The 23,433-nt window shown below is 67.2% G+C and carries 22 protein-coding genes and 1 pseudogene; 14 read left to right on the forward strand and 9 right to left on the reverse strand.

The features are described from left to right. Positions 1-31: 31 nt before the first annotated feature. Positions 32-652, forward strand: coding sequence for a TetR/AcrR family transcriptional regulator (locus tag DIE16_RS09255; RefSeq protein WP_124485436.1), 621 nt, complete (start codon positions 32-34; stop codon positions 650-652). 106 nt (positions 653-758) lie between these two features. Here DIE16_RS09255 and DIE16_RS09260 read toward each other — a convergent pair whose 3' ends face one another. Continuing rightward, a complete protein-coding gene (locus DIE16_RS09260) occupies positions 759-2,492 on the reverse strand; it encodes a ClcB-like voltage-gated chloride channel protein (protein WP_221621948.1) in 1,734 nt (577 codons plus the stop codon). Between the two features lie 115 nt (positions 2,493-2,607). Next, positions 2,608-3,684, reverse strand: coding sequence for a YeiH family protein (locus tag DIE16_RS09270; RefSeq protein WP_124892160.1), 1,077 nt, complete (start codon positions 3,682-3,684; stop codon positions 2,608-2,610). A 111-nt stretch (positions 3,685-3,795) separates the two neighbouring features. Between DIE16_RS09270 and DIE16_RS09275 the strand changes: the two genes are divergently transcribed. From DIE16_RS09275 to DIE16_RS09310, 8 genes are all read left to right on the forward strand, one after another. After that, positions 3,796-4,689 carry a LysR family transcriptional regulator gene (locus tag DIE16_RS09275; RefSeq protein WP_124892161.1) on the forward strand — a complete coding sequence of 298 codons (894 nt, stop codon included), beginning with the start codon at positions 3,796-3,798 and terminating at the stop codon, positions 4,687-4,689. Positions 4,690-4,851: 162 nt separating this feature from the next. After that, entirely contained in the window at positions 4,852-5,616 is a 765-nt protein-coding gene (locus DIE16_RS09280) for a sugar phosphate isomerase/epimerase (protein WP_124892162.1), read from the forward strand. A 28-nt stretch (positions 5,617-5,644) separates the two neighbouring features. Beyond that, entirely contained in the window at positions 5,645-6,637 is a 993-nt protein-coding gene (locus tag DIE16_RS09285) for a sugar kinase (RefSeq protein WP_044848249.1), read from the forward strand. 165 nt (positions 6,638-6,802) lie between these two features. After that, positions 6,803-8,083: an MFS transporter gene (locus tag DIE16_RS09290; RefSeq protein WP_044848248.1), complete on the forward strand. Its 1,281-nt coding sequence runs from the start codon at positions 6,803-6,805 to the stop codon at positions 8,081-8,083. 5 nt (positions 8,084-8,088) lie between these two features. After that, positions 8,089-9,054 carry an NAD(P)-dependent oxidoreductase gene (locus DIE16_RS09295; RefSeq protein ID WP_044848268.1) on the forward strand — a complete coding sequence of 322 codons (966 nt, stop codon included), beginning with the start codon at positions 8,089-8,091 and terminating at the stop codon, positions 9,052-9,054. A gap of 322 nt (positions 9,055-9,376) precedes the next feature. Beyond that, positions 9,377-10,420: a LacI family DNA-binding transcriptional regulator gene (locus tag DIE16_RS09300; RefSeq protein ID WP_124485442.1), complete on the forward strand. Its 1,044-nt coding sequence runs from the start codon at positions 9,377-9,379 to the stop codon at positions 10,418-10,420. A gap of 54 nt (positions 10,421-10,474) precedes the next feature. Continuing rightward, positions 10,475-11,263, forward strand: coding sequence for a YhfC family intramembrane metalloprotease (locus tag DIE16_RS09305; RefSeq protein ID WP_124892163.1), 789 nt, complete (start codon positions 10,475-10,477; stop codon positions 11,261-11,263). A 13-nt stretch (positions 11,264-11,276) separates the two neighbouring features. After that, the gene (locus tag DIE16_RS09310) at positions 11,277-11,639 is read left to right on the forward strand and encodes a DUF3022 domain-containing protein (RefSeq protein ID WP_044848245.1); all 363 of its coding nucleotides are present in this window, start codon (positions 11,277-11,279) and stop codon (positions 11,637-11,639) included. Positions 11,640-11,699: 60 nt separating this feature from the next. Here DIE16_RS09310 and DIE16_RS09315 read toward each other — a convergent pair whose 3' ends face one another. Continuing rightward, entirely contained in the window at positions 11,700-12,131 is a 432-nt protein-coding gene (locus DIE16_RS09315) for a PGDYG domain-containing protein (protein WP_124521715.1), read from the reverse strand. 131 nt (positions 12,132-12,262) lie between these two features. Next, a complete protein-coding gene (locus DIE16_RS09320; RefSeq protein ID WP_124485446.1) occupies positions 12,263-12,808 on the reverse strand; it encodes a Spy/CpxP family protein refolding chaperone in 546 nt (181 codons plus the stop codon). 323 nt (positions 12,809-13,131) lie between these two features. Between DIE16_RS09320 and DIE16_RS09325 the strand changes: the two genes are divergently transcribed. Then, the gene (locus tag DIE16_RS09325; RefSeq protein ID WP_006481526.1) at positions 13,132-13,596 is read left to right on the forward strand and encodes an Lrp/AsnC family transcriptional regulator; all 465 of its coding nucleotides are present in this window, start codon (positions 13,132-13,134) and stop codon (positions 13,594-13,596) included. A gap of 455 nt (positions 13,597-14,051) precedes the next feature. Beyond that, the gene (locus tag DIE16_RS09330; RefSeq protein ID WP_040144221.1) at positions 14,052-15,152 is read left to right on the forward strand and encodes a saccharopine dehydrogenase family protein; all 1,101 of its coding nucleotides are present in this window, start codon (positions 14,052-14,054) and stop codon (positions 15,150-15,152) included. Positions 15,153-15,343: 191 nt separating this feature from the next. On the opposite strand, the gene DIE16_RS09335 is transcribed toward DIE16_RS09330, so the two are convergent. Together DIE16_RS09335 and cydX are read right to left on the reverse strand one after the other, a co-directional pair. Next, complete coding sequence (locus tag DIE16_RS09335; RefSeq protein ID WP_044848242.1) at positions 15,344-15,961, reverse strand: ATP-binding protein; 618 nt, start codon at positions 15,959-15,961, stop codon at positions 15,344-15,346. Further along, positions 15,958-16,104 (reverse strand): cytochrome bd-I oxidase subunit CydX, encoded by a 147-nt coding sequence (gene cydX / locus DIE16_RS09340; protein ID WP_044848241.1) that lies wholly within the window; start codon positions 16,102-16,104, stop codon positions 15,958-15,960. The genes DIE16_RS09335 and cydX overlap by 4 nt, the downstream gene beginning before the upstream one ends. A 179-nt stretch (positions 16,105-16,283) precedes the next feature. Here cydX and corA point away from each other — a divergent pair, with 179 nt between their 5' ends. Then, complete coding sequence (corA, locus tag DIE16_RS09345) at positions 16,284-17,261, forward strand: magnesium/cobalt transporter CorA (protein WP_044848267.1); 978 nt, start codon at positions 16,284-16,286, stop codon at positions 17,259-17,261. Positions 17,262-17,279: 18 nt separating this feature from the next. Here the strand turns inward: corA and DIE16_RS09350 are convergent, their stop codons facing one another. Then, positions 17,280-17,567 (reverse strand): YciI-like protein, encoded by a 288-nt coding sequence (locus DIE16_RS09350; protein ID WP_124485447.1) that lies wholly within the window; start codon positions 17,565-17,567, stop codon positions 17,280-17,282. Between the two features lie 455 nt (positions 17,568-18,022). Between DIE16_RS09350 and DIE16_RS09355 the strand changes: the two genes are divergently transcribed. Both DIE16_RS09355 and DIE16_RS09360 read left to right on the forward strand, forming a co-directional pair. Further along, the gene (locus DIE16_RS09355; protein WP_044848239.1) at positions 18,023-18,511 is read left to right on the forward strand and encodes an aminoacyl-tRNA deacylase; all 489 of its coding nucleotides are present in this window, start codon (positions 18,023-18,025) and stop codon (positions 18,509-18,511) included. A gap of 322 nt (positions 18,512-18,833) precedes the next feature. After that, positions 18,834-19,057: pseudogene (locus tag DIE16_RS09360) on the forward strand (helix-turn-helix domain-containing protein); the annotation flags it as partial. Positions 19,058-19,141: 84 nt separating this feature from the next. On the opposite strand, the gene DIE16_RS09365 reads toward DIE16_RS09360, so the two are convergent. Further along, the gene (locus tag DIE16_RS09365) at positions 19,142-22,240 is read right to left on the reverse strand and encodes an efflux RND transporter permease subunit (RefSeq protein WP_124485448.1); all 3,099 of its coding nucleotides are present in this window, start codon (positions 22,238-22,240) and stop codon (positions 19,142-19,144) included. Then, a complete protein-coding gene (locus DIE16_RS09370; RefSeq protein ID WP_124892164.1) occupies positions 22,237-23,358 on the reverse strand; it encodes an efflux RND transporter periplasmic adaptor subunit in 1,122 nt (373 codons plus the stop codon). The genes DIE16_RS09365 and DIE16_RS09370 overlap by 4 nt, the downstream gene beginning before the upstream one ends. Positions 23,359-23,433 lie beyond the last annotated feature (75 nt).

Below are 23,433 nucleotides of genomic sequence, written 5' to 3' on the forward strand. Positions count from 1 at the left end.
CTGAAAGGAAGTTGGTGCTAGACTGCGCGCCATGAAACCTCAGCGCTTAACTCGCGAGCAGAGCAGGGACCAGACGCGCGAACGTCTGCTGACTGCTGCGCACCGCATTTTTATGAAGAAAGGCTTTGTCGCGGCGAGCGTCGAGGACATCGCCGCGGCGGCCGGCTACACGCGCGGCGCGTTCTACTCGAACTTCCGCAGCAAGTCGGAACTGCTGCTCGAATTGCTCGAGCGCGACCACGATTCGGTGCGGGCCGATTTCGAGGCGATCTTCGAGATTGGCGGCTCGCGCGAGCAGATGGAGTCGATGGCGCTCGCGTACTACCGGACGCTGTTTCGCGACGATGAATATTCGCTGCTGTGGGGAGAGGCGAAGCTGCAGGCGGCGCGCGACGCGAAGTTCCGCGTGCGCTTCAACCAGTTCCTGCACGGCAAGCGGCTGCAAATGGCCGAATTCATCCAGCGCTTCGCCGAGCGCGCGGGCACGCCGCTGCTGCTGCCGGCCGAGACGCTCGCGTTCGGATTGATGTGCCTGTGCGACGGCGTGCAGTCGTACTACACGGCCGACCCGCAGCACGTGTCGGCCGACGTGGCCGAATCGGTGCTCGCAGGGTTCTTCGCACGGGTCGTGCTGGGGCGCGCGCCGGACTGAACGGCCGGGCGGGCGGACGGAGAAGCGGGCGCGGCCTACGGGTGGTGCGCCGGTGCGGCGACCGACAAGGCCATGACGCCACATCGGGCGTCGCGCACCGGCGCCGTCACCGCTCGCCGGTCATCCGCCGGTACGCGTCGAGCAGTGACGTCTTGTAGACGACGCCCGCGAGCGTCGGCTCGGCTTCGCTTTCGATCACCGGCAGCCGTTCGCCCTGGAACGCCATGAAGCGTTCGAGCGCGGTCGCGAGCGGCATGTCGGGCGTGAGCAGCGGAAACGGCGTATGCGTGTAGTGGGCGGCCGTCTTGTCGGTCGTGTCGCGCTTGTCGAGCAGGTCGGACGTGATGTCCTTCAGCGCGACCGCGCCGCGGAAGCGCCCGGCGTCGTCGGTCACGTACAGATACTTCACCGGATATTCGAGAAACACGCGCGTCATGTCGGCGACGCTCGCGGTGAGCGGCACGATCGTCTGCGCGGGCTGGATCAGCTCGCGCATCTGGGTGGTGCGCAGCCGCAGCCGTTCCTGTGCGTCCTGGTGATGGTGCAGCGTGATCTCGTACATCGACGTCGTGCCGGTCGCGCGCGCGACGAAATACGCGAACACGCACGACACCAGCAGCGGCAGCACGACCTGGTAGCTCAGCGTCATCTCGAAGATCATCAGGATCGCCATCAGCGGCGCCTGCGTGGCGCCGGCCAGGAACGCGCCCATCCCGACCATCGCATACGCGAAGTACGCGGACGTGTGGCCGGGCCACAGCGCGTGCATCGCGAGCCCGAACAGCGAACCGAACACGGCGCCGACGAACAGCGTCGGCGTAAACACGCCGCCGACCGCGCCGGAGCCTGCGGTCGCGGCGGTCGCGATCACCTTGAACACCAGCACCGCGACGAGCGCCTGCCAGGTCCACGGCGCATGCAGGATGTGGTTCACGACGCTGTAGCCGTTGCCCCACACGTCCGGAATCCACACCGAGATCACGCCGACCACGAGGCCGCCGAGCGCGAGCCGCACCGGCAGCGGCACGGGCAGCCGCTTGAACTGGTTCTTGGACGCATCGAGCAGGTGCAGGAACTGCGGCGCGAGCACGCCGCACAGCGCGCCGAGCACGACGAACAGCAGCACTTCGGCGCCCGTCACGGCCGGGAACACCGGCATCTCGTACGGTGGCCGGTAGCCGGCGAATTCCCGCATCACGATGTTCGCGACGACGGACGCGACGACCATCGGCCCGAAGCTCTCCATCGCGATCGTGCCGAGCACGATCTCGGAGACGAAGAACGCGCCGGCGATCGGCGCGTTGTACGCGGACGTGATACCGGCCGCGGCGCCGCACGCGACGAGCAGGCGCAGGCGCGGCGGGTCGAAGTGCACGAAGCGGCCGACCAGCGACGCCGCGAGCGCCGCGAGCTGCACCATCGGGCCTTCGCGGCCGATCGAGCCGCCGCTGCCGATCGTCAGCAGCGACGACACGCTGCGCCACAGGCTCTGCCGCACCGGCACGACGCCGTCGCCGAGCGCGACGGCTTCCATGTAGTCGATGTTGCCGGATTTTCGGTCGCCGCGCGTCGCGAGCAACAGCACGCAGCCGGCGAGGAAGCCGCCCGCGGCCGGCATCCAGAAGCGCACGTACCAAGGCAGGCTTTTCGCCATCTCCACGAAGCTGCCGCTGTGCCCCGAGATCAGGCGCTGCATCAGGTCGATGCCTTCGCGGAACGCCATGGTGGCGAAGGCGCCGCCGACGCCGACGACGGCCGACCAGATCAGCATCGTATGGGCGTCCGACAGGCGGAACAGCGTCTGGGCGCGAGTGCGCAGCTTCAGCAGGAACGAGAGCACGGCTGAAAGAGGGTGATGAAGAGGACGAAGGAAAACGACGCGAAGCATAGCACTGCGCCGCGCCCGCGGGATCTTCCCGTCGGGCGCGGCGCGTGTCGCGGCGTGGCTGCGCGGCTCAGCCAAGCCAGTGCTGTACCGCCCAGGTGATCGCGTAGCCGCCGGCGATCAGCCACACGTACAGGATCAGGCCGGTGGTCAAGGCGCGCGGGCCGGCCTCGCGGATCTGCGACACGCGGGTCTCGATGCCGAGCGCGGTCATCGCCATCGTCAGCGCGAAGGTGTCGAGCAGGTTCAGCGTGTGCGTGACGTCGGCGGGCAGCACGTTCAGCGAATTGACGATCACGAAGCCGAGGAAGCCGAGCGCGAACCACGGCACCGCCACCTTGCGCTTGCCTTGCGCGCCTTCAGCGGTCGCATCGGCCGAGCGCGCGGAGCGGGCGAGCCACCAGCCGAGCGTGAGCAGCACCGGCACCAGAAGCATCACGCGGGTCATCTTCACGATGGTCGCGACGTGCGTGACCTCCGGACTGATGTCGCTCGCCGCGCCGACCACCTGCGCGACCTCGTGGATCGTGCCGCCGAAGAACAGGCCGAGGCCGGTCGGGTCGAGGTTGAGCAGGCCGGCGTGATACGCGAACGGGTACAGGAACATCGACAGCGTGCCGAACAGCACCACGCTGCCCACGGCCATCGCGCTCTGGTGCGGCTTCGACTGCAGCGTCGACTCGAACGCGAGCACGGCGGCCGCGCCGCAGATCGCACTGCCGGCGGCGGTCAGGAGCGCCGCGTCGCGATCGAGCTTCATTACCTTCATGCCGACCCAGGTGCCGATCGCGAGCGTGCTGACGACGATCAGCACCGACACCGTCAGGCCCGGCAGGCCGACCTGCGCGATTTCCTGCAGGCTCACGCGCAGGCCAAAGAACGCGACCGCGATGCGCAGCAGCTTGCGCGCGGAAAAGTTGACGCCGGCCGCCCAGCTCGCGGGCATGCCGTCGCGCAGCGCGTTGCCGTACAGCGCACCGGCGACGATGCCGACGATCAGCGGCGACAGGCCGAGCACGGCGACTGCCGGCAGTTGCGACAGACTGGTGACGGCGGCGGCGAACAGCGCGACGAACAGCACGCCGTTCAACTGGCCGCGCAGCGACGGCGCGGCGTGGGCAAGATGGGGAGTCGGAGCAGTGGACATGGGGCACCGTGATCAAGCAGGTTGCGATGGCCTAATCCTAGTTTGGTTATATCGATATGAAAAATTGTGATTTGTGACGTAAACTATCCGGGAAGCCGATAATTCATCCCCATGACCCCGGATCAACTGATAACGTTCGCGGCCGTCGCCGAACATCTGAACATCAGCCGCGCTGCCGTGGCGCTGCATCTGTCGCAGCCGGCGGTATCGGGCCAGCTGCGCCTGCTGCAGGACGAGTTCGGCGAGCCGCTGTACCAGCGTGACGGCCGCGGCATCCGCCTGACGCCGGTCGGCGAGCAGCTCGCGCAGTACGCGAAGGCCCAGCGCGACACGTTCGCGCAGGCGCGCGCGTTTCGCGACGCGGTGCGCGGGCTCGACGCCGGCACGCTGCGGATCGGCGCGAGCACGACGCCGGCCAGCTACCTGCTGCCTTACCTGATCGCGGCGTTCCAGCCGCGCGTGCCGCGGGTGGCGATCCACACGATGAGCGGCAACACGTCCGACGTGGTCGCCGCGTTGGCATCGCTCGACATTGCGATGATCGAAGGGCCGCCCGGCGAGGCGCTGCCGCCCGGCACCGCCGTGCACGCATGGCACGAGGACGAGATCGTCGCGGTCGTGCCGGCCGGGCATGCGCTCGCCGCGCCCGAGTACGCAGCCGGCGTCACGCTCGAGGCACTCGCCGTGCATCCGCTCGTGCTGCGCGAGGAGGGCTCCGGCGTGCGGCAACTCGTGGAACGCGCGTTCGCGCACGGCGGCGCGCCGATGCGTGTCGCGTTCGAGATCGCCGGTGTCGAGGCCGTGAAGGAGGCCGTGCGCGCGGGGATGGGCGTCGGCTTCGTGTCCGCGATGTCGCTGCGCCACGAGGGTGCGGCGCTCGTGCCGCGCTCGCTCGCCCCCGCGCCGCTCACGCGTCATTTCTCGATCCTGGTGCCGCACGGCGCGGCGCCGTCGCGCGTGGCCGCCCAGTTCCTGGAAATGAGCCTCGCGCACGACGCCGGGTAGACACCCGAAGCCGGTCCTGGAGCGCCGGATGCCCCTGCGCCCGCGCACGTTCGTGCGGCGGCCATCCTTAGGGATTTCCTCTATGGCGTGCGCCCGGGGCGAAGCGCACCATCCGTCTCAAGCAAATGGAACCGGTTCCATTCCGGAGAAAAAAGGGCAGACATGGCAGACATCGTGATCGTGGCGAGCGCATTCGGGATGGACCGCGTGCGTCAGGAGGGCCACCGTGCATTCATCGCGACCGCGGCGGCATCCGGTGCGACCGGCTTCGAGGTGCGGCGCGAACTGTTCGCATCGGACGACGACGCGACGCCCGGCGCGCTGGCCGAGCTCGGCACGGCGCTCGCCGCGCACGGGCTGTGGTCGGTCTATTCGACGCCGGCCACGCTGTACACGGAAACCGGCGCGCTCGACGCCGAAGCGCTGCGCGACACGCTCGTCGAAGCCGACGCGCTCGGCGCGCGCTTCGTCAAGTTCCAGCTCGGCGGCTTCGCCGGCAACGCGCACGCAGCCGAGATCGTCGCGCTGTCGCGCGGCGCGCGTGCCCGCGTGGTGGTCGAGAACGGCCAGCTACCGGTGGGCGGCGCGCTCGCGCAATTCAGCGGGCTGTTCGCGGCGCTGGCCGAGGCGGGCGCGCCCGATGCGCTCGGCATGACGTTCGACATCGGCAACTGGCAGTGGCCGGGCGAAGCGCCGCTCGCGTGCGCGTACGCACTCGCGCCGCATGTGGAATACATTCATTGCAAGGCAGTCGCTGGCGAGGGCGCGCGCCGTTTCGCGGTGGCGCCGGCGCCGGGCGACCCGCTCGTCACGGGCGTGCTCGCGGCCCTGCCGCAAGCGGCGCCGCGCGGCATCGAATTCCCGTTCGATGCGGCCGACCTGGCGGGCGATGCCGGCCGGCGCGTCGCGTGGCTCACCGCCGCGTGACGCTCGAAGGATACGGAGGAATGCACTCATGAAGGCAGCACTCGATGTCGTGACCTACGGCGAAGCGATGGCGATGTTCGTCGCCGCCGAGCCCGGCCACCTCGCGCACGCCGCGCAATTCACGAAACGGATCGCGGGCGCGGACCTGAACGTCGCGATCGGCCTGTCGCGGCTCGGCTTCCGGGTCGGCTGGATGAGCCGGGTAGGCCGCGATTCGTTCGGCGGCTACGTGCTCGACACGCTCGCGCGCGAAGGCATCGACGCGTCGTGCGTGACCGTCGATCCGCGCTATCCGACCGGCTTCCAGCTGAAGTCGCGCAACGACGACGGCAGCGACCCGACCGTCGAATATTTCCGCAAGGGCTCGGCCGCGAGCCACCTGTCGTGCGACGACTACGTGGCCGACTACGTGCTCGGCGCACGGCACCTGCATTTGACGGGCGTCGCACCCGCGATCTCCGCGACGTCGTGCGAGCTTGCGTTCCGGCTGGCGCGCGAGATGCGTGCGGCCGGCAAGACGATCTCGTTCGATCCGAACCTGCGCCCGACGCTGTGGCCGTCCGCCGACGTGATGGCGAAGACGCTGAACGCGCTCGCGTCGCTCGCCGACTGGGTGCTGCCGGGCTTGGCCGAAGGGCAGCAGCTCACCGGGCACGACACGCCGGCCGACATCGCGGGCTTCTACCTGGCACAGGGCGCGCGCGGCGTGGTGATCAAGCTGGGCGCCGACGGCGCGTACTTCCGCACGGCCGACGGCCGCGAGGGCACGGTGGCGGGCGAGCGTGTCGCGAACGTGGTCGACACGGTCGGCGCCGGCGACGGCTTCGCGGTCGGCGTGGTCAGCGCGCTGCTGGAAGGCCGCTCCGTCGAGCAGGCGGTCGCGCGCGGCAATCGCATCGGGGCGCTCGCGATCCAGGTGATCGGCGATTCGGAAGGCTTGCCGACCCGCGCGGCGCTCGATCGGCTCGAAAACGTCAGCAATCGCGCCGATCGCCTAGAGGAAACCGTCACCGCGCAATGAGAGGCCGGACACGGCACAATCCGCGGACCCAATTCGTGCTTCGTGCACGGTTTTGCATGAGGCCGGAGCAGGCGCCATCGCGCCGACGCCGGTCGATTCCCGAAAGGACGGGAGCGGAGCCGGGCGTTTGACCCGCCCACTCCGATCACCCAAGGAGACACTCTGATGGCAGCCAATCTCGCAGCACGACGCTGGTGGACGATCATGCCGATCGTGTTCATCACCTACAGCCTTGCTTACCTCGACCGCGCGAACTACGGGTTCGCTGCAGCCGCCGGCATCAACCAGGACCTCGGGATCAGCAAGGGCCTGTCGTCGCTGATCGGCGCGCTGTTCTTCCTCGGCTACTTCTTCTTCCAGATTCCCGGCGCGATCTATGCGGAGCGCCGCAGCGTCAAGAAGCTCGTGTTCGCCAGCCTCGTGCTGTGGGGCGCGTGCGCGGCGCTCACGGGGGTGGTCACCAACATCCCGTCGCTGATGGCGATTCGCTTCGTGCTCGGCGTGGTCGAGGCGGCGGTGATGCCGGCGATGCTGATCTACATCAGCAACTGGTTCACGAAGAACGAGCGCTCGCGTGCGAACACGTTCCTGATCCTCGGCAACCCGGTCACGGTGCTGTGGATGTCGATCGTGTCGGGCTATCTCGTGCACGAATTCGGCTGGCGCCACATGTTCATCGCCGAAGGCGTGCCGGCCATCATCTGGGCCGTATGCTGGTGGTTCCTCGTGCAGGACAAGCCGGCCGATTCGCCGTGGCTCACCGCGCAGGAAAAGCGCGACCTCGACGCCGCGCTCGCGGCCGAACAGGCGGCGATCAAGCCCGTGCGCAACTACGGCGAGGCGTTCCGCTCGCCGGCCGTGATCAAGCTGTGCGCGCAGTATTTCTGCTGGAGCATCGGCGTGTACGGCTTCGTGCTGTGGCTGCCGTCGATCGTCAAGAACGGCTCCGAGCTCGGGATGGTCGCGACCGGCTGGCTGTCGGCGCTGCCGTACCTCGCGGCGACGATCGCGATGCTGGTCGCGTCGTGGGCGTCCGACAAGGTCGGCTCGCGCCGCGGCTTCGTGTGGCCGTTCCTGCTGGTCGGCGCGGCCGCGTTCGCCGCGTCGTATGCGCTCGGCTCGTCGCACTTCTGGATCTCGTATGCGCTGCTGGTCGTCGCGGGCGCCGCGATGTACGCGCCGTACGGCCCGTTCTTCGCGATCGTGCCGGAACTGCTGCCGAGGAACGTCGCCGGTGGGGCGATGGCGCTGATCAACAGCATGGGCGCGCTCGGCTCGTTCGTCGGCTCGTATTTCGTCGGCTACCTGAACGGGGCGACCGGGTCGCCCGTCGCATCGTATGCGTTCATGAGCGTCGCGCTCGTCGCCGCGGTGATCCTCACGCTGTCCGTCAAACCCCAGGCGCGCGATGCGCACCCGCTCGCGACGCCGCTGCAAGGAAAATGAAAACGATGAAGCCTCGTATCGTCGCGTACAAGCCGCTGCCCGATGACGTGCTCGCGTACCTGCGCGAGCATGCGGAGCTCGTGCAGGCCGACGGCGCCGACGCGCTCGCCGACGCCCTCGGCGACGCGGACGGCGCGATCGGCGCGAGCCTGAAGGTCACGCCGCAGATGCTCGATCGCGCGCCGCGGCTGAAGGCCTGGTCGACGATCTCGGTCGGCTACGACAACTTCGACGTCGCGGATCTCACGCGGCGCGGGATCGTGCTCGCGCATACGCCCGACGTGCTGACCGAATCGACCGCCGATACCGTGTTCTCGTTGATCCTCGCGTCCGCGCGGCGGGTGGTCGAACTGGCGGAGTGGGTGAAGGCCGGCCACTGGCAGCGCAGCATCGGCCCCGATCTGTACGGCACCGACGTGCAGGGCAAGACGCTCGGCATCGTCGGGCTCGGGCGGATCGGCGGCGCGGTCGCGCGCCGCGCGGCGCTCGGCTTCCGGATGCAGGTGCTGTACACGAACCGTGCCGCGCACGCCGAAGCCGAGACGCAGTACGGCGCACGCCGCGTGACGCTCGACGAGCTGCTCGCGCAGTCGGACTTCGTGTGCCTGCAGGTTCCGCTGTCGCCGCAAACGCATCACCTGATCGGCGCGGCCGAATTCGCGAAGATGAAGCGCGGCGCGATCCTGATCAACGCGTCGCGCGGGCCGGTGGTCGACGAGGCCGCGCTGATCGACGCGCTGCGGGCCGGCACGATCCGCGGCGCGGGGCTCGACGTGTTCGAGAAGGAGCCGCTGGCGGCGGACTCGCCGCTGCTGCGGATGAGCAACGTCGTCGCGCTGCCGCATATCGGCTCGGCGACGCACGAGACGCGCCATGCGATGGCGCGCTGCGCCGCGGAAAACCTGGTCGGCGCGCTGGCCGGCACGCTGCGCACGAATCTCGTCAATCCGGACGCGCTCGCGCGCGTCTGAGCGGCGGCGGCCGGCCGGCGGGCCGCCGCCGCAGTTAGAGTCGATGGTCTTGGTGCGGGAGGGCAGGCTGCGTTATGATCGCCCGCTCGTCGCGCATCGACGACCCGGCCACGCGGCCGGCGGCGTCCGGCGACGGGCATCCGTGCCAGCCCGGTGCGGCCGATCGCCGTGCGTGTCAGGCGAGCGGAGCGGGCGCGAAGGCGCCGGCTTCGATCGACCGCGAAGCAGGGGAGCGGCGGCGTGCGCCGGGGGGCGTTCGTATCCAACAACAAAGGTCCGTCCGCACACGAAGCGGCGCGGATCGTACGTCGCGAGGCACGACTTGAGCGATTCGCAACCTTCCACGCAGCGTCCGGCGACGATCAGCGACGTCGCACGCGAAGCCGGCACGGGCAAGACCAGCGTTTCGCGCTATCTGAACGGCGAGACGCACGTGCTGTCCGCCGATCTGCGCCAGCGGATCGAGACGGCGATCGCGCGCCTGAACTACCGGCCGAACCAGATGGCGCGCGGGCTGAAGCGCGGCCGCAACCGGCTGCTCGGCATGCTCGCGGCCGACCTGACCAATCCCTATACCGTCGAAGTGCTGCTGGGCGTCGAGGCCGCGTGCCACGCGCTCGGCTACATGCCGCTCATCTGCCACGCGGCGAATGAAGTCGAGATGGAGCGGCGCTTCCTGCAGCTGCTCACGACCTACCGGGTCGAAGGGCTGATCGTCAATGCGCTCGGCGCCGAGGAAGACGTGCTGCGCCCGCTGCGCGGCGGCGGCATCCCGGCCGTGCTCGTCGACCGCACGGTCGAGGGCTTCGAGGCGGACCTGATCGGGCTCGACAACACCGATGCGATCGAGACGGCGCTCGCGCACCTGATCGCGCGCGGCTTCGATGCGATTCATTTCGTCGTGCAGCCGTTCGAGCGCGTCAGCTCGCGGCGCCTGCGCGAGGCGGCGTTCCGCGCGGCGCTCGAGGCGCGCGGGCTGCCGGTGCCGCCGACGGTCGTGCTCGACCTGAACGAGCCGGCCGCGGCCGCCGTGGCGCTCGCCGACCTCGACGCGCGCGTCGACGCGGCCACGCAGCGCGGCGTGCGGGCGGCGCTGTTCGCCGCGAACGCGCCGGTCGCGCTCGCGATCGCGCGCCACCTGCGCGCCCGCTTCGGCGCCGCATGGCAGGAAAAGGCCGCGCTGCTGTCGATCGACGATCCGGAGTGGGCCGAGCTGATCGGCATCACGACGATCCGTCAGCCGACCTACGAGATCGGCTACAAGGCCGTCGAATTCGTGCACGAGCGCATCGACGGCGCGGTCGGCGACGTGCGCGTCGCGATGCTGCCGGGCGAGCTGATTGCGCGCGCGTCGACCGCAAGCTGAGTATCATGCGGGGCACGCGGCGCGTCAGGTGCGCTGCCCCGAACAAGGAAATTCATGACTGTCGCTCCCGTCACGCTGGCGGTGCTGATCGCCGCCACGCTGATCATCGCGCTACTGCCGTTCGCTCTCTTCCGTACCCTGCGCAAGCCGCTTGCGCTTGACCGCCGCGACACGATCGTCGGCGTCGCCGTCTTCACGCTGTTCGCGATGATCGTCGAACGCGCATTCCATGGCCTCGTGCTGAGTCAGACGCCCGCCGGCGGCTGGCTCACGCAGCCGCTCGCATTCGTCGCGTACAGCGCGCTCGCGACCGCCGTGTTCGAGGAAGTCGGCCGTTATCTCGGGATCCGGTTCCTGAACCGCCGCTACGGCGCGTCGGCCGGCGACGGGCGCGGCATCGGCTACGGGATCGGCCATGCCGGCGCCGAAGCCTGGTTCGTCGGCGTGCTCGTCTGGGGCCAGTGGTCGTATCTCGCGTGGCTCGCGAGCCGCGGGCAGCTCGAGACGCAGCTCGCGGACCTGCCGGGCGATACCGTCGTGCGGCTGCACGTGATGCTGGCGACGCTGTCGGCACAGTCGATCCTGCTGTTGCTGATCGAGCGCTGCGCGGCGTTCGCGGTGCAGTTCGCGCTGTCGGTGCTGGTCTGGCGCGGCGTGCGTGCCGGCCGCGCGGGCGTACTGCCGCTCGCGATCGTGCTGCATGCGCTGGCGGCCGCACCGGCGTTGCTGTACCAGGTGCGCGTGCTGCCGGCCGGATCGCTCGAGGCCGTGTATTTCGTGCTGGCCGCGATCCTGGTCGCCGTGCTGGTGAAGACGTGCCGGTCGCCGCGTGCGGCGGCCTGACGGGAGAGGCGGAATGGACGACTATCTGATCGAATGCGCAAGCGCCGAATTCGACGCGCTCGCGCGCGTGATCTGCGATCTCTTTCCGGAGCAGACGCGTTTTGCCGAAAGCAGCGACGAACGCGGGCGCTTCCTGTCCGTGCAGTGGCTTGCGATGCGTTTTGGTTCGACGCCGAAACGGATGACGCTCGATATCCGTATCGTGCCGGCCGCGCTGGCGCGCTATCTGGCGCTCAGGCCGATGCAGCGCGCCCGCAGCCACGCGGTGCTGCATGCATACACGGAAGCGATGCTGGGCTCGCTCGAGGAGCGGCACGCGGCGGGTGAAGCCGTCGAGCGCACCGCGGAACTCGAACTCGACGAAGACTTTGCGTGAGCGGCGACGCCGGCGCGCGCCGGCACGATGCCGGCGCGGCGCGTGTCACGCGACGCGCGCTTACGCGTCGCGATAAACCTGCGCGAAGCGCTGCGCCTGCACGACGCCATAGTCGCCGGGTGCATATTGCATGACCCAGTCGCCGGCCACGCCGCGCAGCGTGTCGCCGTTTTCCGAGCGGGCGATCGTGAACGGCTCGTCCATGCGACGGGCGAGCACGACGGCCGGCCGGTTCCGGTAGGCGCCCGGCGCGCCGTGCGCGAGCGCCGGATCGGCGGGCAGGTACTTCGCGTCGAAGCGCGCGCGCGACACGACCCAACGGTCGCCGGTCGAGCCGGTGATCAGCGCGTCGCCCGCGACATAGCGGTTCGGGCCTTCGAGGCTCATCAGTTCGCCGTCGGCATCCGCGAATGCGACCGTGACGGTTTCATCCTTCACGACGCGACGGGCCTGCGGGTCGGTACGCAGATCGAGGTGCTTGAGTTCGAGCATGGCAGGGGGGAAGTGCGGGAAAAGCCGGGAGCTTATCCCGAATCCGGCGCGCCGTGTGACGCGCCGGATTCCCGCGGGATGCGCGACGCCGTTCGGCCCGCACGGGCAGTGCGGCGCCGACGGGGCGGACGTCAGGGTTGCGCGGGCGCGCTGGCGGCCGGCGCGGCGGCTGCCTTGCCTTCCTTGCTCGCGGCCTTGCCCTTGCCGCGGTGTTCGCCGCCGTGGTGCAGCCAGCTGCGGAACGTCGTGTCGGCGAGCGCCTTCTGGTCGGCCGGGAAGCGCTCGTAGAGCGGCGCGAATGCGTCGGCGAGCTTTTTCGCGCCGTCCGCGTTCGCCTGCGCGAGTTCCGCGTACTGCTTCATGTCGTCGACCGCGGACACGTCGTGGCTTTCCATCCGGGCGCGATAGAGGCGGCCCATCGTGTCGCCGTTCTCGCGCATCGTGTCGGCGAACGTCTTCCATTGCGGTTCCTGCGCCGACGTGATCTTCAACTGGTCGTGCAGGTACTTGATGCGCTGCTCGATGCGCGCTTCGTGGCGCGCCGCACGCTGCTCGGCGCTCGGGGCCGACGACGCCGTTGCCGCTGCCGGAGCGGGCGTCTGCGGTTGCGGCGGGGTTTGCGCGAATGCGCTGGCTGCAACGGCGAGCGTAGCGAGGGTGAGCGAGATCTTCTTCATGGTTGGCTCTCCGGGGTGGTGTCGTGCGAGCGGGCGCGGCGGCCAGTGCCGCGAGCGCGCATCTCGCGTCGCACCTTATTAGTAGCACGTTGAGTGCAGTGCAGCAGCGAAAGCGACACTTGCTTACATCCGATACGAATCGAAATTGAAAGGGACCTGGCGAAGGCCGGCGATCGATGGTGTTCGATCGGCGAGTCGGGCGCCGCGCGCGAACGAGGCGGGGCGATGCGAACGCGTGAGATCCCGTTTGGGCGCACCGGCGTTCGGCGCTATCATCGCGTCACGTTCCATTTCGCCGGCGCGTTGCACGCCGGCCCAGCCTCATGCGTCCTCCTCGCCTCGACCAACTCGACGACCTCGACCGGCAACTCGTCGCGCTGCTGCAAGCGGATGCGCGCGCAAGCGTCGCCGATCTCGCGCGACAGCTCGACGTTGCCCGCACGACGGTCGTCGCGCGCATCGCGCGGCTCGAGCGTACCAACGTGATCGCCGGTTACAGCGTGCGGCTCGGTCAGGACGTGCTCGACGCGAGCATTTACGCATACGTCGGCATCATTCTCACGCCGAAGTTCGGCAAGGACGTGCTGCGCAAGCTCGACCGGATGCCCGAGGTGCAGCTGTTGTGCGCGGTGAGTGGCGAATACGACTATGTCGCGTGGTTGCGTGCCGATTCGCCGGAACGGCTCAACGACCTGCTCGACCAGATCGGCACGCTCGAAGGCGTCGAGCGTACGACGACGTCGATCATTCTGTCGCGCAAGATCGATCGCGGCACGATCGGCGGATGACGCGTCGCATGCGGTGTTGCATGTGACGCCGCGGCGCGATTCGATACGTCGCGCAGGCTTTTCCTCCTTTCCCTTCCCCTTGATGCCTTGATGCCCGCCGCCCGCGCACGCCGCGGGCGGGGCGTTGCCTCGTGCGTCCGCACGCGAGCGTCGTTGTGTCGAATGTGTGCGCGGGCGCGCGCAACGATTCATTTGCCTGCCATGTCCCGCCTTGCGTGTTCCTTCCTGTCCGGCCACACGCGTCCACACGCGTCGATCGCGGCCCGTCTGACGCACGCCGTATACGCGTTTTTTAGATGATTTGGTCGTTGTGACGAAATGTGTAGTCATTTCGTCGAAAGTATCGGTCGTTTCGCATCATTCTTCGTCTTGGAACTGATTTTGCACGTCCCTAAACTGTGTTCATGGCTCGACGCCGTACACCAACACCAAACCCATCATCAGGAGATAAGCGCATGAAAATCGCCATCGTCGGCGCAGGTCTGATCGGCCACACCATTGCTCACATGCTGCGTGAAACGGGCGACTACGAAGTCGTCGCGTTCGACCGTGACGCCGATGCGCTCGCCAAGCTGTCGCGTGAAGGCATCGCGACGCAACGTGTCGATTCGGCCGACGCCAATGCGATCCGTGAAGCCGTGAAGGGCTTCGATGCGCTCGTCAACGCGCTGCCGTACTACCTGGCGGTCAACGTCGCCGCGGCGGCCAAGGCGGCAGGCGTCCATTACTTCGACCTGACCGAAGACGTGCGCGCGACCCACGCGATCCGCGAACTGGCCGACGGTTCGGACCGCGCGTTCATGCCGCAGTGCGGCCTCGCACCGGGCTTCATCGGCATCGCCGCGCACGAGCTCGTGAACGGCTTCAGCGAAGTGCGCGACGTGAAGATGCGCGTCGGCGCGCTGCCCGAGTATCCGACCAACGCGCTGAAGTACAACCTGACGTGGAGCGTCGACGGCCTGATCAACGAATACTGCCAGCCGTGCGAAGCGATCCGCGACGGCCGCAAGCAGTGGGTGCAGCCGCTCGAAGGCCTCGAACATTTCTCGCTCGACGGCACCGAATACGAAGCGTTCAACACGTCGGGCGGCCTGGGCACGCTGTGCGAGACGCTGTCGGGCAAGGTCGAGACGCTCGACTACAAGTCGGTGCGCTATCCGGGCCACCGCGAACTCGTGCAGTTCCTGCTCGAAGACCTGCGACTGTCGAGCGACCGCGACACGCTGAAGTCGATCATGCGCCGCGCGGTGCCGTCGACGAAGCAGGACGTCGTGCTCGTGTTCGTCACGGTGACGGGCGTGAAGGACGGCCAGCTCGTGCAGGACGTGTTCACCCGCAAGATCTTCGCGAAGGACGTGTGCGGGATGCACATGAGCGCTATCCAGATCACGACGGCCGGCGCGATGTGCGCGGTGCTGGATCTGTTCCGCGAAAAGAAGCTGCCGCAAAGCGGTTTCATCCCGCAGGAAAAGGTGTCGCTGAAGGCGTTCCTCGCGAACCGCTTCGGCAAGCTGTACGAAGGCGGCACGATGGAGCGCGTGCACGAAGTCGCCTGACGATCGGTCCCAGGCACGAGGGCCGTGCGACGCCGGGAGCGCAACAGCGCTTCCGGCGTTTTTTTTGACGAGCGCGTCGAAGCCCTTCGCGGCTTCGCGGATCGCATTGGCGTCGGCCGAATCGACACGTTGCGTCGCGATGCCTTCACGCGACATGGTGAAGCGACGAGGAGCAGGGCGGTGCGCGCCGCTCAGGCGGGCAGCGGCGGGACGATCGTTGCCGCCGGCGGGGGCGGCACGATGCGGTACAGCAGCGCATCGATGTCCGCGTCGGACGGTGCGGTGTTGTCGAACATCACGATGCCGTCGCATTCGTGGCCGGTCGGCACGAAGCGGCGTTGCCGGTATTCGTCCCAGTGCGCGAGCTTGTACGCGTCGTTCGGATTGCCGCGCGCGACGATCCGCTGGTGCGCGACGTCTTCCGAGGTGTGGACCCACACGACCGTCAGCGCGACGTCCGGCCCGATGCCGAGCCACGTGCGGTCGAGGATGCGCCGGTCACGCACTTCGCGCGACAGCGGGCCGACCACGAGCGCGCCGATGCCGAGCGCGAGGTTCTCGCGGGCCGTGTCGAGCAGGCCCTGGTATTCGGGATCGCGCAGATGCTTCAGGTAGAGCGGGCTGTCGCGGTCATTCGGATCGGAGGTGAGGGCGCCCATCGCGGCCGAGCTGTAGCGGCCGTAGAGCGTGTCCTTGTCGAGCAGGCAGAAGGCTTCGCCGGTCGCGCGCATCAGCGGCCCGATCAGCCGCTTCGCGAGCGTGGTCTTGCCGGTGCCGGCATGACCGCAGAAGAACACCAGGTGCGTCACGAATACCGGCTCCCCGAATCCGTGCGCGGTGCGGCGGTGCGCTTGCCGTCGCGCGAGAACACTTCCGCTTCAAGCCACATCGCGTTGATGATGCCGAAGCCGAGCGCCACGCCGATGCCGAGTATCCACGAGAAATACCACATGGGTCTGTCTCCTTGAAGGTTGGGCGGCACGGCCGTGCCGTGCACTTGTCGAAGCGATGCCGTGCGCGAGCCGCGGCGCACGCAATCCGATCATGACCAATATCGGCGTGCCGCGCAAGCCGGGCCGCCCGCGCGGCAACCCGGTAAACTGGTGCGATAACGGCAACATGACGGACATCATGCTGATCAACTGTGCTGCATACCAGGACGGCCGCAAGCTGGCCGATATCGATATCGACGCCATCAGCGAATACGTGTCGAAACCCGAGTGTTTCGTATGGGTCGCGCTGAAGGATCCGACGCCGGACGAGATCGACCTGATGGGCGAGGAATTCGGGCTGCACGAGCTCGCGCTCGAGGATGCCCGCAAGGGGCATCAGCGGCCGAAGATCGAGGAGTACGGCGATTCGCTGTTCGCGGTGCTGCACACGGTCGAGCTCGACCACGACGGCGAATTCAATGTCGGCGAGCTGAACGTGTTCGTCGGCCCGAACTACGTGCTGTCGATCCGCAACCATACCGAACAGGACTTCCGCGCGGTGCGCAAGCGCTGCGAGCGCGAGCCGCATCTGCTGCAGGAAGGGTCGGCGTTCGTGTTCTATGCGTTGATGGACCAGGTCGTCGACCGCTATTTCCCGATCCTCGAGACGCTCGGCAACGAGCTCGAGGAACTCGAGGACCGCATCTTCACCAAGGCCACGCCCGCGTCGTCGCGCGCGATCATCGAGGATCTCTATTCGCTGAAACGCCGGCTCGTGATGCTGCACCAGCACACGGCGCCGCTGATCGAGCCGCTCGCGAAGCTCACCGGCGGACGCATTCCGCAGGTCTGCAGCGGGATGGAGCATTACTTCCGCGACGTGTACGACCACCTGCAGCGGATCGTGAAGACGATCGAAGGGCGGCGCGAGATGGTCGTGACCGCGATCCAGGTCAATCTCGGGATGATCTCGCTTGCGGAGAACGAGGTGACCAAGCGGCTCGGCTCGTTCGCCGCGCTGTTCGCGATACCGACGATGATTGCCGGCATCTACGGGATGAACTTCGCGAACATGCCCGAACTGCACCTCAAGTACGGCTTCTACGGCTGCATCGGCGTGATGGTCGTAGCCGATCTCGCGTTGTGGTGGCGCTTCAAGCGGGCGGGGTGGCTGTAGCCGTGGCCCCGTGCACCGTCAGCGCGGGGCGTGCTTGCCGACCACGACGCGCCACGGACGCACGCGCCAGGACTTGACGAGGCCGTTCTGCACGTAGGGATCGGCGCGCGCGAACGATTCGGCGGCTTCCGGCGAATCGCCTTCGAACACGAGCACGGCCTGGTCGGCCGGATCCTGCAATGCGCCTGCGAGCACGAGTTCGCCGCGTTCGGTTGCCGCCCGCGCGAGTGCGAGGTGCTCGGCGCGGTACTGTTCGCGCCGGGACAGGTAATCGTCGACGAGTTCGTAGATCAGCTGGTAATGCATGGTCGCTCCCGGAATCGGCCGCCGCGGGATGGCGGGTGTTGGCTCAGTATAGGGCGAGGTTCTGTCTTTGTCGGCGCGGTTTGCGGTGGCCTCATTGGTGCGTGGCCGGCCGATCCCCGGCGTGCGATGACGACGGTTTTCAGGTCTCGACGTTCTTCCTTAAAATGCAACTAACGGTCTGGCGCAGATCCGCCATCACATGTGGTGGGGTCCTCGTACGGGAACCGTTACCGCCCGTTGCGTCTCGTTGTGTCTTCAGGAAAGGCGGGGGGCAGGCAGACATGTTCCATGCGGATTCCGGGCCCGGATTGCGCGCGCCGGAAAAAGGGGGCCGAAGCCGGGGCGAGCGTCGGTGCGGGCGTCGTGCGAGGGCGTTTCCATTGGCCGCAATGCGACCTATGCTGAACAAACCCGGAGCGAACTTCGTTCGTCCGATTCGTCCAGAGAGGTGTGCCATGCCTGTATCAGCCACCCTGCAGGATTGCCTGCGCCAGAAGTCATCGCGGTACGAAGTCGTGTACCACCCGTATAGCCATACCAGCATGGAGACGGCCGCCGCCGCGCATATCCCCGGCGATCGCCTCGCGAAAACCGTGCTGCTCGAGGACGACGAAGGCTACGTCGCCGCCGTGCTGCCGACGTCGCACGCGGTGCGGCTGTCGGACCTCTGGGTCAAGACCGGCCGCCATCTCGTGCTCGCCAGGGAAATCGAACTGCGCGAACTCTTCAAGGATTGCGACCTGGGCGCGTTGCCGCCGGTGTGCATGGCGTACGGGATGAAGACGTTCCTCGAGGAACATCTCGCGCAGCAGCCGGAAGTGTATTTCGAGGCCGGCGACCACGAAGCGCTGATCCACATGATGCAGGATGAATTCCTGTCGCTGATGGAGACGGCCGAGCGCGCGCATTTCTCGCACAAGATGCAGGGGATGTGGTTGTCCTGATCGTCCTGTTGCGGGCGGTTTGCGGTGGTTGGAGACGGCGTCTGGCGGGCGGCCGTCGGGGGCATTGCGTGCCGCAGGTTTTTGCTGAGGCGGGGTTCACGCTGCAAGAAAGGTGGCTGCGCGTGACTGGTGAGGAAGGAGGCCGGTGGTGTGCGGCGGGGATTTCAGGGGCGTTTTCGGGTGAATTTCATATTTGACATAATCTCAATTATCGATAGTTTTGGTTGTAGTAGCTTTTTAGAAATGTCGTGTTCTGGCTACTTAGAAATGTCGTGTTTTGGCTTGTAGGTTGATCGCCGACACCCCACAGGGAACGCCGGCGATGAACGCGACTGGGACGATAACGATGACGATGCGTGAAGTGGATCGGCTGAAGGTCATTGAGGCGGTGGCCGAGTGCCGGCTCAAGCCCGGCCAGGCAGCCGAACGGCTGGGCCTGAGCGTGCGCCAGGTGGAACGGCTGGTCATCCGGTATCGCGAGCGCGGGCCCGGTGGTGTTGCTTCGGGCCGACGCTGGCCTGCGAGAAGCTCCCAGAATGTCACGGGCGGAGTTGCCTTCCGGCCGGACGCATCGTTGCCGGTTCACATCGACGCCCCGGGCGAGACCGTCATCGCCCGGAGCGCACCGGCCTACGTCGTCACGCTGGCGCTGGGTTCGAGCGCAGAGTGGTTTTCCCCTGCCCCGGGACGGATCTTGAACCAGATCGAGTACATGGCCGGCAGAAACACCAACGTCAGAACCGTTCCGGCGAATGTTCCTCCGATAAGCGTATAAGCCAGCGTGCCCCAGAACACGGAATGGGTAAGCGGAATGAACGCAAGCATCGCGGCGACCGCAGTCAGGATCACGGGCCGCGAGCGCTGCAGCGTTGCCTCCACCACCGCATCGAACGGCGTCATGCCCGCGCGCGCATTCTCTTCGATCTGGCCGATCAGGATCAGCGTGTTGCGCATCAGGATGCCTGAGAGCGCAATGAGTCCCACCAATGCGTTGATGCCGAAGGCCTGATTGAACAGCAGGAGTGTCGGCACCACACCGATCAAACCCAGCGGACTGGTCGCGAACACCATCATCGTGGCGGAAATCGAGCGCGTCTGAAAAATGATGATGAGCAGCGTCAGCGCGATCATGATCGGGAACAGCGGCGCGAGCGCAGTTGTCGCCTTGTTGGCCTCCTCGATGGAGCCGGCCTCCTCGATCCGGTAGCCGCCCGGCAGCTTCGCGATGATGGGCTGAAGCTGCGCGAGCATCGCGGTCGACACATCGGGCGGTTGCAACCCTTCGGCGATATCGCCGCGTACGGTGATCGTCGGCGTTCGGTCGCGCCGGCGCAGGATCGGATCCTCCATGCGGATGTCGACTTTGCCGACCTGCGAGAGCGGCACCCGCTGCCCTGCGGCGCCGATCAGCGTGAATCCGTCGATCCGTTGCGGGTCGAGCCGGATGTCGCCCGCAGAACGCGCGACGAGCTCCACGGAACGAATGTCCTCGCGCACGTGCGTGACGGGAATGCCGGTCAGCAGGAATTGCAGTTGCTGCGCGACCGAGCTGGACGTCAGTCCGAACGCCCCGAGCCGATTTTGATCGAGCGTGAAATGCACGGTGGGAACACGCGGCCCCCAGTCGGCGTTCACCGTTCGCATCATCGGGCTGGCGTTCATGGTCCGTTCGACCTGTGCGGCGATGGTGCGCAACGTCTGGGCGTCCGGGCCCATGACCCTGAACGCAACGGGGTAAGGCGAGTAAGGGCCGAACACCAGCTGCGTGACGCGAACCTGCGCTCCGGGCACCAACCCTTCGGCGATGACCTTGCGCAGACGGAATTTGAGCGCTTCCCGTTGTCGCTCGTCATTCGTGCGGATCACGATCTTCGAGAAGGACGAATCCGGCAGCTCCGGAGACATGGCCAGATAGAAGCGCGGAGCGCCCTGCCCGATGTACGAGGTCACGATCTGCGCTTCCGGCTGCTTCGCGAGCCATGCCTCGACCTTTTCCGTTGCCGACGCGGTCTGCTCGATCGAAGTCCCATAGGGCATCTGCACTTCGACGAGCACTTCCGGGCGATCGGAAGTCGGGAAGAATTGCTTCTTCACGAGCCCCATGCCCATCACGGCGACCACGAACGATGCCACCACGATCCCGGCGACCATCCACTTGCGCGCGACCACGCGCCCGAGGAAGCGGCGAAAGCGCCGGTAGTTCGGCGTGTTGTAGATCGCCTCGTGGCCGCCTTCGATTACGGCGATGTCGGGTAACAGCTTGACGCCGAGGTACGGTGTGAAGACGACGGCCACGATCCACGAGGTGACCAGCGCGATGCCGACGATCCAGAACATGTTGCTGGTGTATTCGCCGGCCGTCGAGCGCGCAAAGCCATTCGGCATGAAGCCGACAGCCGTGACCAGCGTGCCCGACAGCATCGGTGCGGCCGTGTGGCTCCACGCGTAAGCTGATGCCTGGACGCGGCTATAGCCCTCCTCCATTTTCACGACCATCATTTCGATGGCGATGATCGCGTCGTCGACGAGCAGGCCGAGCGCGAGAATCAGCGAACCGAGCGTGATGCGGTCGAAGCTCTTGCCCGTTGCGGCCATGACGACGAAGACGCCCGCGAGTGTCAGCGGCACCGCCGCCGACACGACGATGCCGACACGCCATCCCATGCTCGCGAAGCTCACGACCATCACCACGAGCAGCGCGACAAAGAACTTCACCATGAATTCGTCGATGGCCGAATGGATGTTGACGGCCTGGTCGGTCACTTTCGTGAGGCTCACGCCCAGCGGCAGCCCGGCATTGATCGATGCGACTTCCGTGTCGAGCGCCTTGCCGAGATTGAGCCCGTTCCAGCCGTCCCGCATCACGACGCCGAGGAGCAACGCCGGTTCGCCTTTGTTGCGAATCTGGAACGTGGCCGGGTCTTCGTAACCGCGTTCGACGGTCGCCACATCGGAGAGCTTCAGTGTGCGGCCCTGAACGACGATCGGCGTGTCACGGATGGTCTGCAGCTTGTCGAAGGCGCCTTCGACACGAATGAAGACCTGCGCGCCCGCCGTATCGATCGAACCAGCCGGCGTGAGAACGTTCTGGTTGTTCAGCGCGGCAAAGATCTCCTGCGGCGTCACGCCGAGCGTCGCGAGCCGGTCGTGCGAAAACGACACGTAGATCCGTTCCGCCTGCTCGCCGATGATGTTCACCTTCTTGACGCCCGGCACATGAAGAAGCCGCTGGCGCAATCCCTCGGCGTCGCGCACCAGCAATCGTTGCGGCTCGCCTTTCGCCTTGAGCGCGAACAGCGCGAACGTTACGTCGGAATACTCATCATTGACGAGCGGGCCGATCACGCCGGGCGGCAGGTTGCCCGCTTCGTCGTGCAGCTTCTTGCGCGCCTGATAGAACTCCTCGGGCACGTCCGCGGGCGGCGTACTGTCGAGCAAGGTCACGGTGGTGAAGGCCAGCCCCGGACGCGTATAGGTCTCGGTCCGGTCGTACCAGCGCAGCTCCTGCATGCGCTTTTCGAGCGGCTCGGCCACCTGGTCCTGCATTTCCTGCGCGGTCGCGCCGGGCCATGCCGTAATGACCGTCATCGACTTGACGGTGAATGGCGGATCTTCGGCCCGCCCCAGTTTCAGGAAGGCAATCACGCCGGCGATCGAAATCAGGATGATCAGAAACAGCGTGACCGAGCGCTCCCGCACCGCAAGAGCCGACAAATTGAAGCCGCTCATTGCGCTGCTCCTTGCGTGGAGACGGATGCCGCGGCCAGCTTGTCGTTGGCGAGACGCACGCGCTCTCCGTCGTGCAGCAACTGGGCACCGAGCGCGACGACCTGGTCGCCTTCGCGAAGATCGCCAGTCACCGTCGCACTGTCGTCGCTCAATGCGGTGACACGAACCTTGTGCCAGGTCACACGCGATTGAGATCGATCGACGGTCCAGACGCCGGTGCCCGTGCCCGGATCGAACAAGGCGCCGACCGGCACCACCATGCCGGCCTGTGTCTGGCCGGCATCGCCGGCGAGATCGATGGTCACGGTCGCGCCGAGCGGTGCATTCGAGAGCGCGCCCTCGAGGACGTATCTCGCCTCGTAGGTCCGTGTCAGCCGATCGGCAGAATCGGAGAGCTGGCGCAGGACGGCGGGAACGGGCTTCTGGTCCGCGCCGTAAAGCGTCGCCGCGGCAATCGAGCCGGACGCGGGACGCAGCGTCTCGGGAAGCTGGACGACGGCCTCGCGGGGGCCGGCATGCGCGAGCCGCACGACGATTTGTCCCGGCGCGACGACCTGGCCCGGCTCCGCCAGCGTCTCGACCACCACGCCGTCGGCGTCCGCCATGACGACGGCGTATCCGGAAGCATTGTTGGCGAGCACGGCCTGCGCCTGCGCTGCGACGAGCTGGGCCCTGGCGGAATCGGCCGCCGCCTTGAGCTGGTCGTAGGTCGATGCCGACACCGCGCCCGCCCCGACGAGATCCCGATACCGCGCCTCGTCGGCAGCCGTCTGCGTCGCGCGCGCCTGCGCAGCGTCCACGAGTTTCTGCTGCGCACGGGCCTGCAGCCCCAGATCGATCGGATCGATGCGCATCAGGGGCTGGCCGCGCTTGACCGTTTGGCCCGCGTCGACCAGTCGCTCGATGACTTTACCCTGAACGCGGAAACCGAGATCGCTCTGAACGCGGGCGCCCACGACACCCGAAAACGACCGGCTCGTACGCGCCGCACCGTGAACGGCGCTTGTACGCACAAGTGGCGCCTCGGTACGCGGATCAGCAGCCGGATGCTCGCCGCATGCTGCGAGCGCAAGCGAAGCCAGGCCCAATGTGTAGACAAGACGATGGCGCCGGAACATGAGATCCCCTCTCGCAAAGAACAGGAGACCTCATTCTGATACTAGTGACCAAATCAGTCAATAGTCACAGCGAGA

The sequence above is a fragment of the Burkholderia sp. Bp9090 genome, assembly GCF_003857985.1.
Lineage (GTDB): Bacteria > Pseudomonadota > Gammaproteobacteria > Burkholderiales > Burkholderiaceae > Burkholderia.

What these genes read in the sequence shown, in the direction of transcription:
- DIE16_RS09255 (WP_124485436.1), top strand. Translation starts at nt 32, where the DNA reads ATGAAACCTCAGCGCTTAACTCGCGAGCAGAGCAGGGACCAGACGCGC.
- DIE16_RS09270 (WP_124892160.1), bottom strand. Translation starts at nt 3,684, where the DNA reads ATGTCCACTGCTCCGACTCCCCATCTTGCCCACGCCGCGCCGTCGCTG.
- DIE16_RS09275 (WP_124892161.1), top strand. Translation starts at nt 3,796, where the DNA reads ATGACCCCGGATCAACTGATAACGTTCGCGGCCGTCGCCGAACATCTG.
- DIE16_RS09280 (WP_124892162.1), top strand. Translation starts at nt 4,852, where the DNA reads ATGGCAGACATCGTGATCGTGGCGAGCGCATTCGGGATGGACCGCGTG.
- DIE16_RS09285 (WP_044848249.1), top strand. Translation starts at nt 5,645, where the DNA reads ATGAAGGCAGCACTCGATGTCGTGACCTACGGCGAAGCGATGGCGATG.
- DIE16_RS09290 (WP_044848248.1), top strand. Translation starts at nt 6,803, where the DNA reads ATGGCAGCCAATCTCGCAGCACGACGCTGGTGGACGATCATGCCGATC.
- DIE16_RS09295 (WP_044848268.1), top strand. Translation starts at nt 8,089, where the DNA reads ATGAAGCCTCGTATCGTCGCGTACAAGCCGCTGCCCGATGACGTGCTC.
- DIE16_RS09305 (WP_124892163.1), top strand. Translation starts at nt 10,475, where the DNA reads ATGACTGTCGCTCCCGTCACGCTGGCGGTGCTGATCGCCGCCACGCTG.
- DIE16_RS09310 (WP_044848245.1), top strand. Translation starts at nt 11,277, where the DNA reads ATGGACGACTATCTGATCGAATGCGCAAGCGCCGAATTCGACGCGCTC.
- DIE16_RS09315 (WP_124521715.1), bottom strand. Translation starts at nt 12,131, where the DNA reads ATGCTCGAACTCAAGCACCTCGATCTGCGTACCGACCCGCAGGCCCGT.
- DIE16_RS09320 (WP_124485446.1), bottom strand. Translation starts at nt 12,808, where the DNA reads ATGAAGAAGATCTCGCTCACCCTCGCTACGCTCGCCGTTGCAGCCAGC.
- DIE16_RS09325 (WP_006481526.1), top strand. Translation starts at nt 13,132, where the DNA reads ATGCGTCCTCCTCGCCTCGACCAACTCGACGACCTCGACCGGCAACTC.
- DIE16_RS09330 (WP_040144221.1), top strand. Translation starts at nt 14,052, where the DNA reads ATGAAAATCGCCATCGTCGGCGCAGGTCTGATCGGCCACACCATTGCT.
- cydX (WP_044848241.1), bottom strand. Translation starts at nt 16,104, where the DNA reads ATGTGGTATTTCTCGTGGATACTCGGCATCGGCGTGGCGCTCGGCTTC.
- corA (WP_044848267.1), top strand. Translation starts at nt 16,284, where the DNA reads ATGCTGATCAACTGTGCTGCATACCAGGACGGCCGCAAGCTGGCCGAT.
- DIE16_RS09350 (WP_124485447.1), bottom strand. Translation starts at nt 17,567, where the DNA reads ATGCATTACCAGCTGATCTACGAACTCGTCGACGATTACCTGTCCCGG.
- DIE16_RS09355 (WP_044848239.1), top strand. Translation starts at nt 18,023, where the DNA reads ATGCCTGTATCAGCCACCCTGCAGGATTGCCTGCGCCAGAAGTCATCG.
- DIE16_RS09365 (WP_124485448.1), bottom strand. Translation starts at nt 22,240, where the DNA reads ATGAGCGGCTTCAATTTGTCGGCTCTTGCGGTGCGGGAGCGCTCGGTC.
- DIE16_RS09370 (WP_124892164.1), bottom strand. Translation starts at nt 23,358, where the DNA reads ATGTTCCGGCGCCATCGTCTTGTCTACACATTGGGCCTGGCTTCGCTT.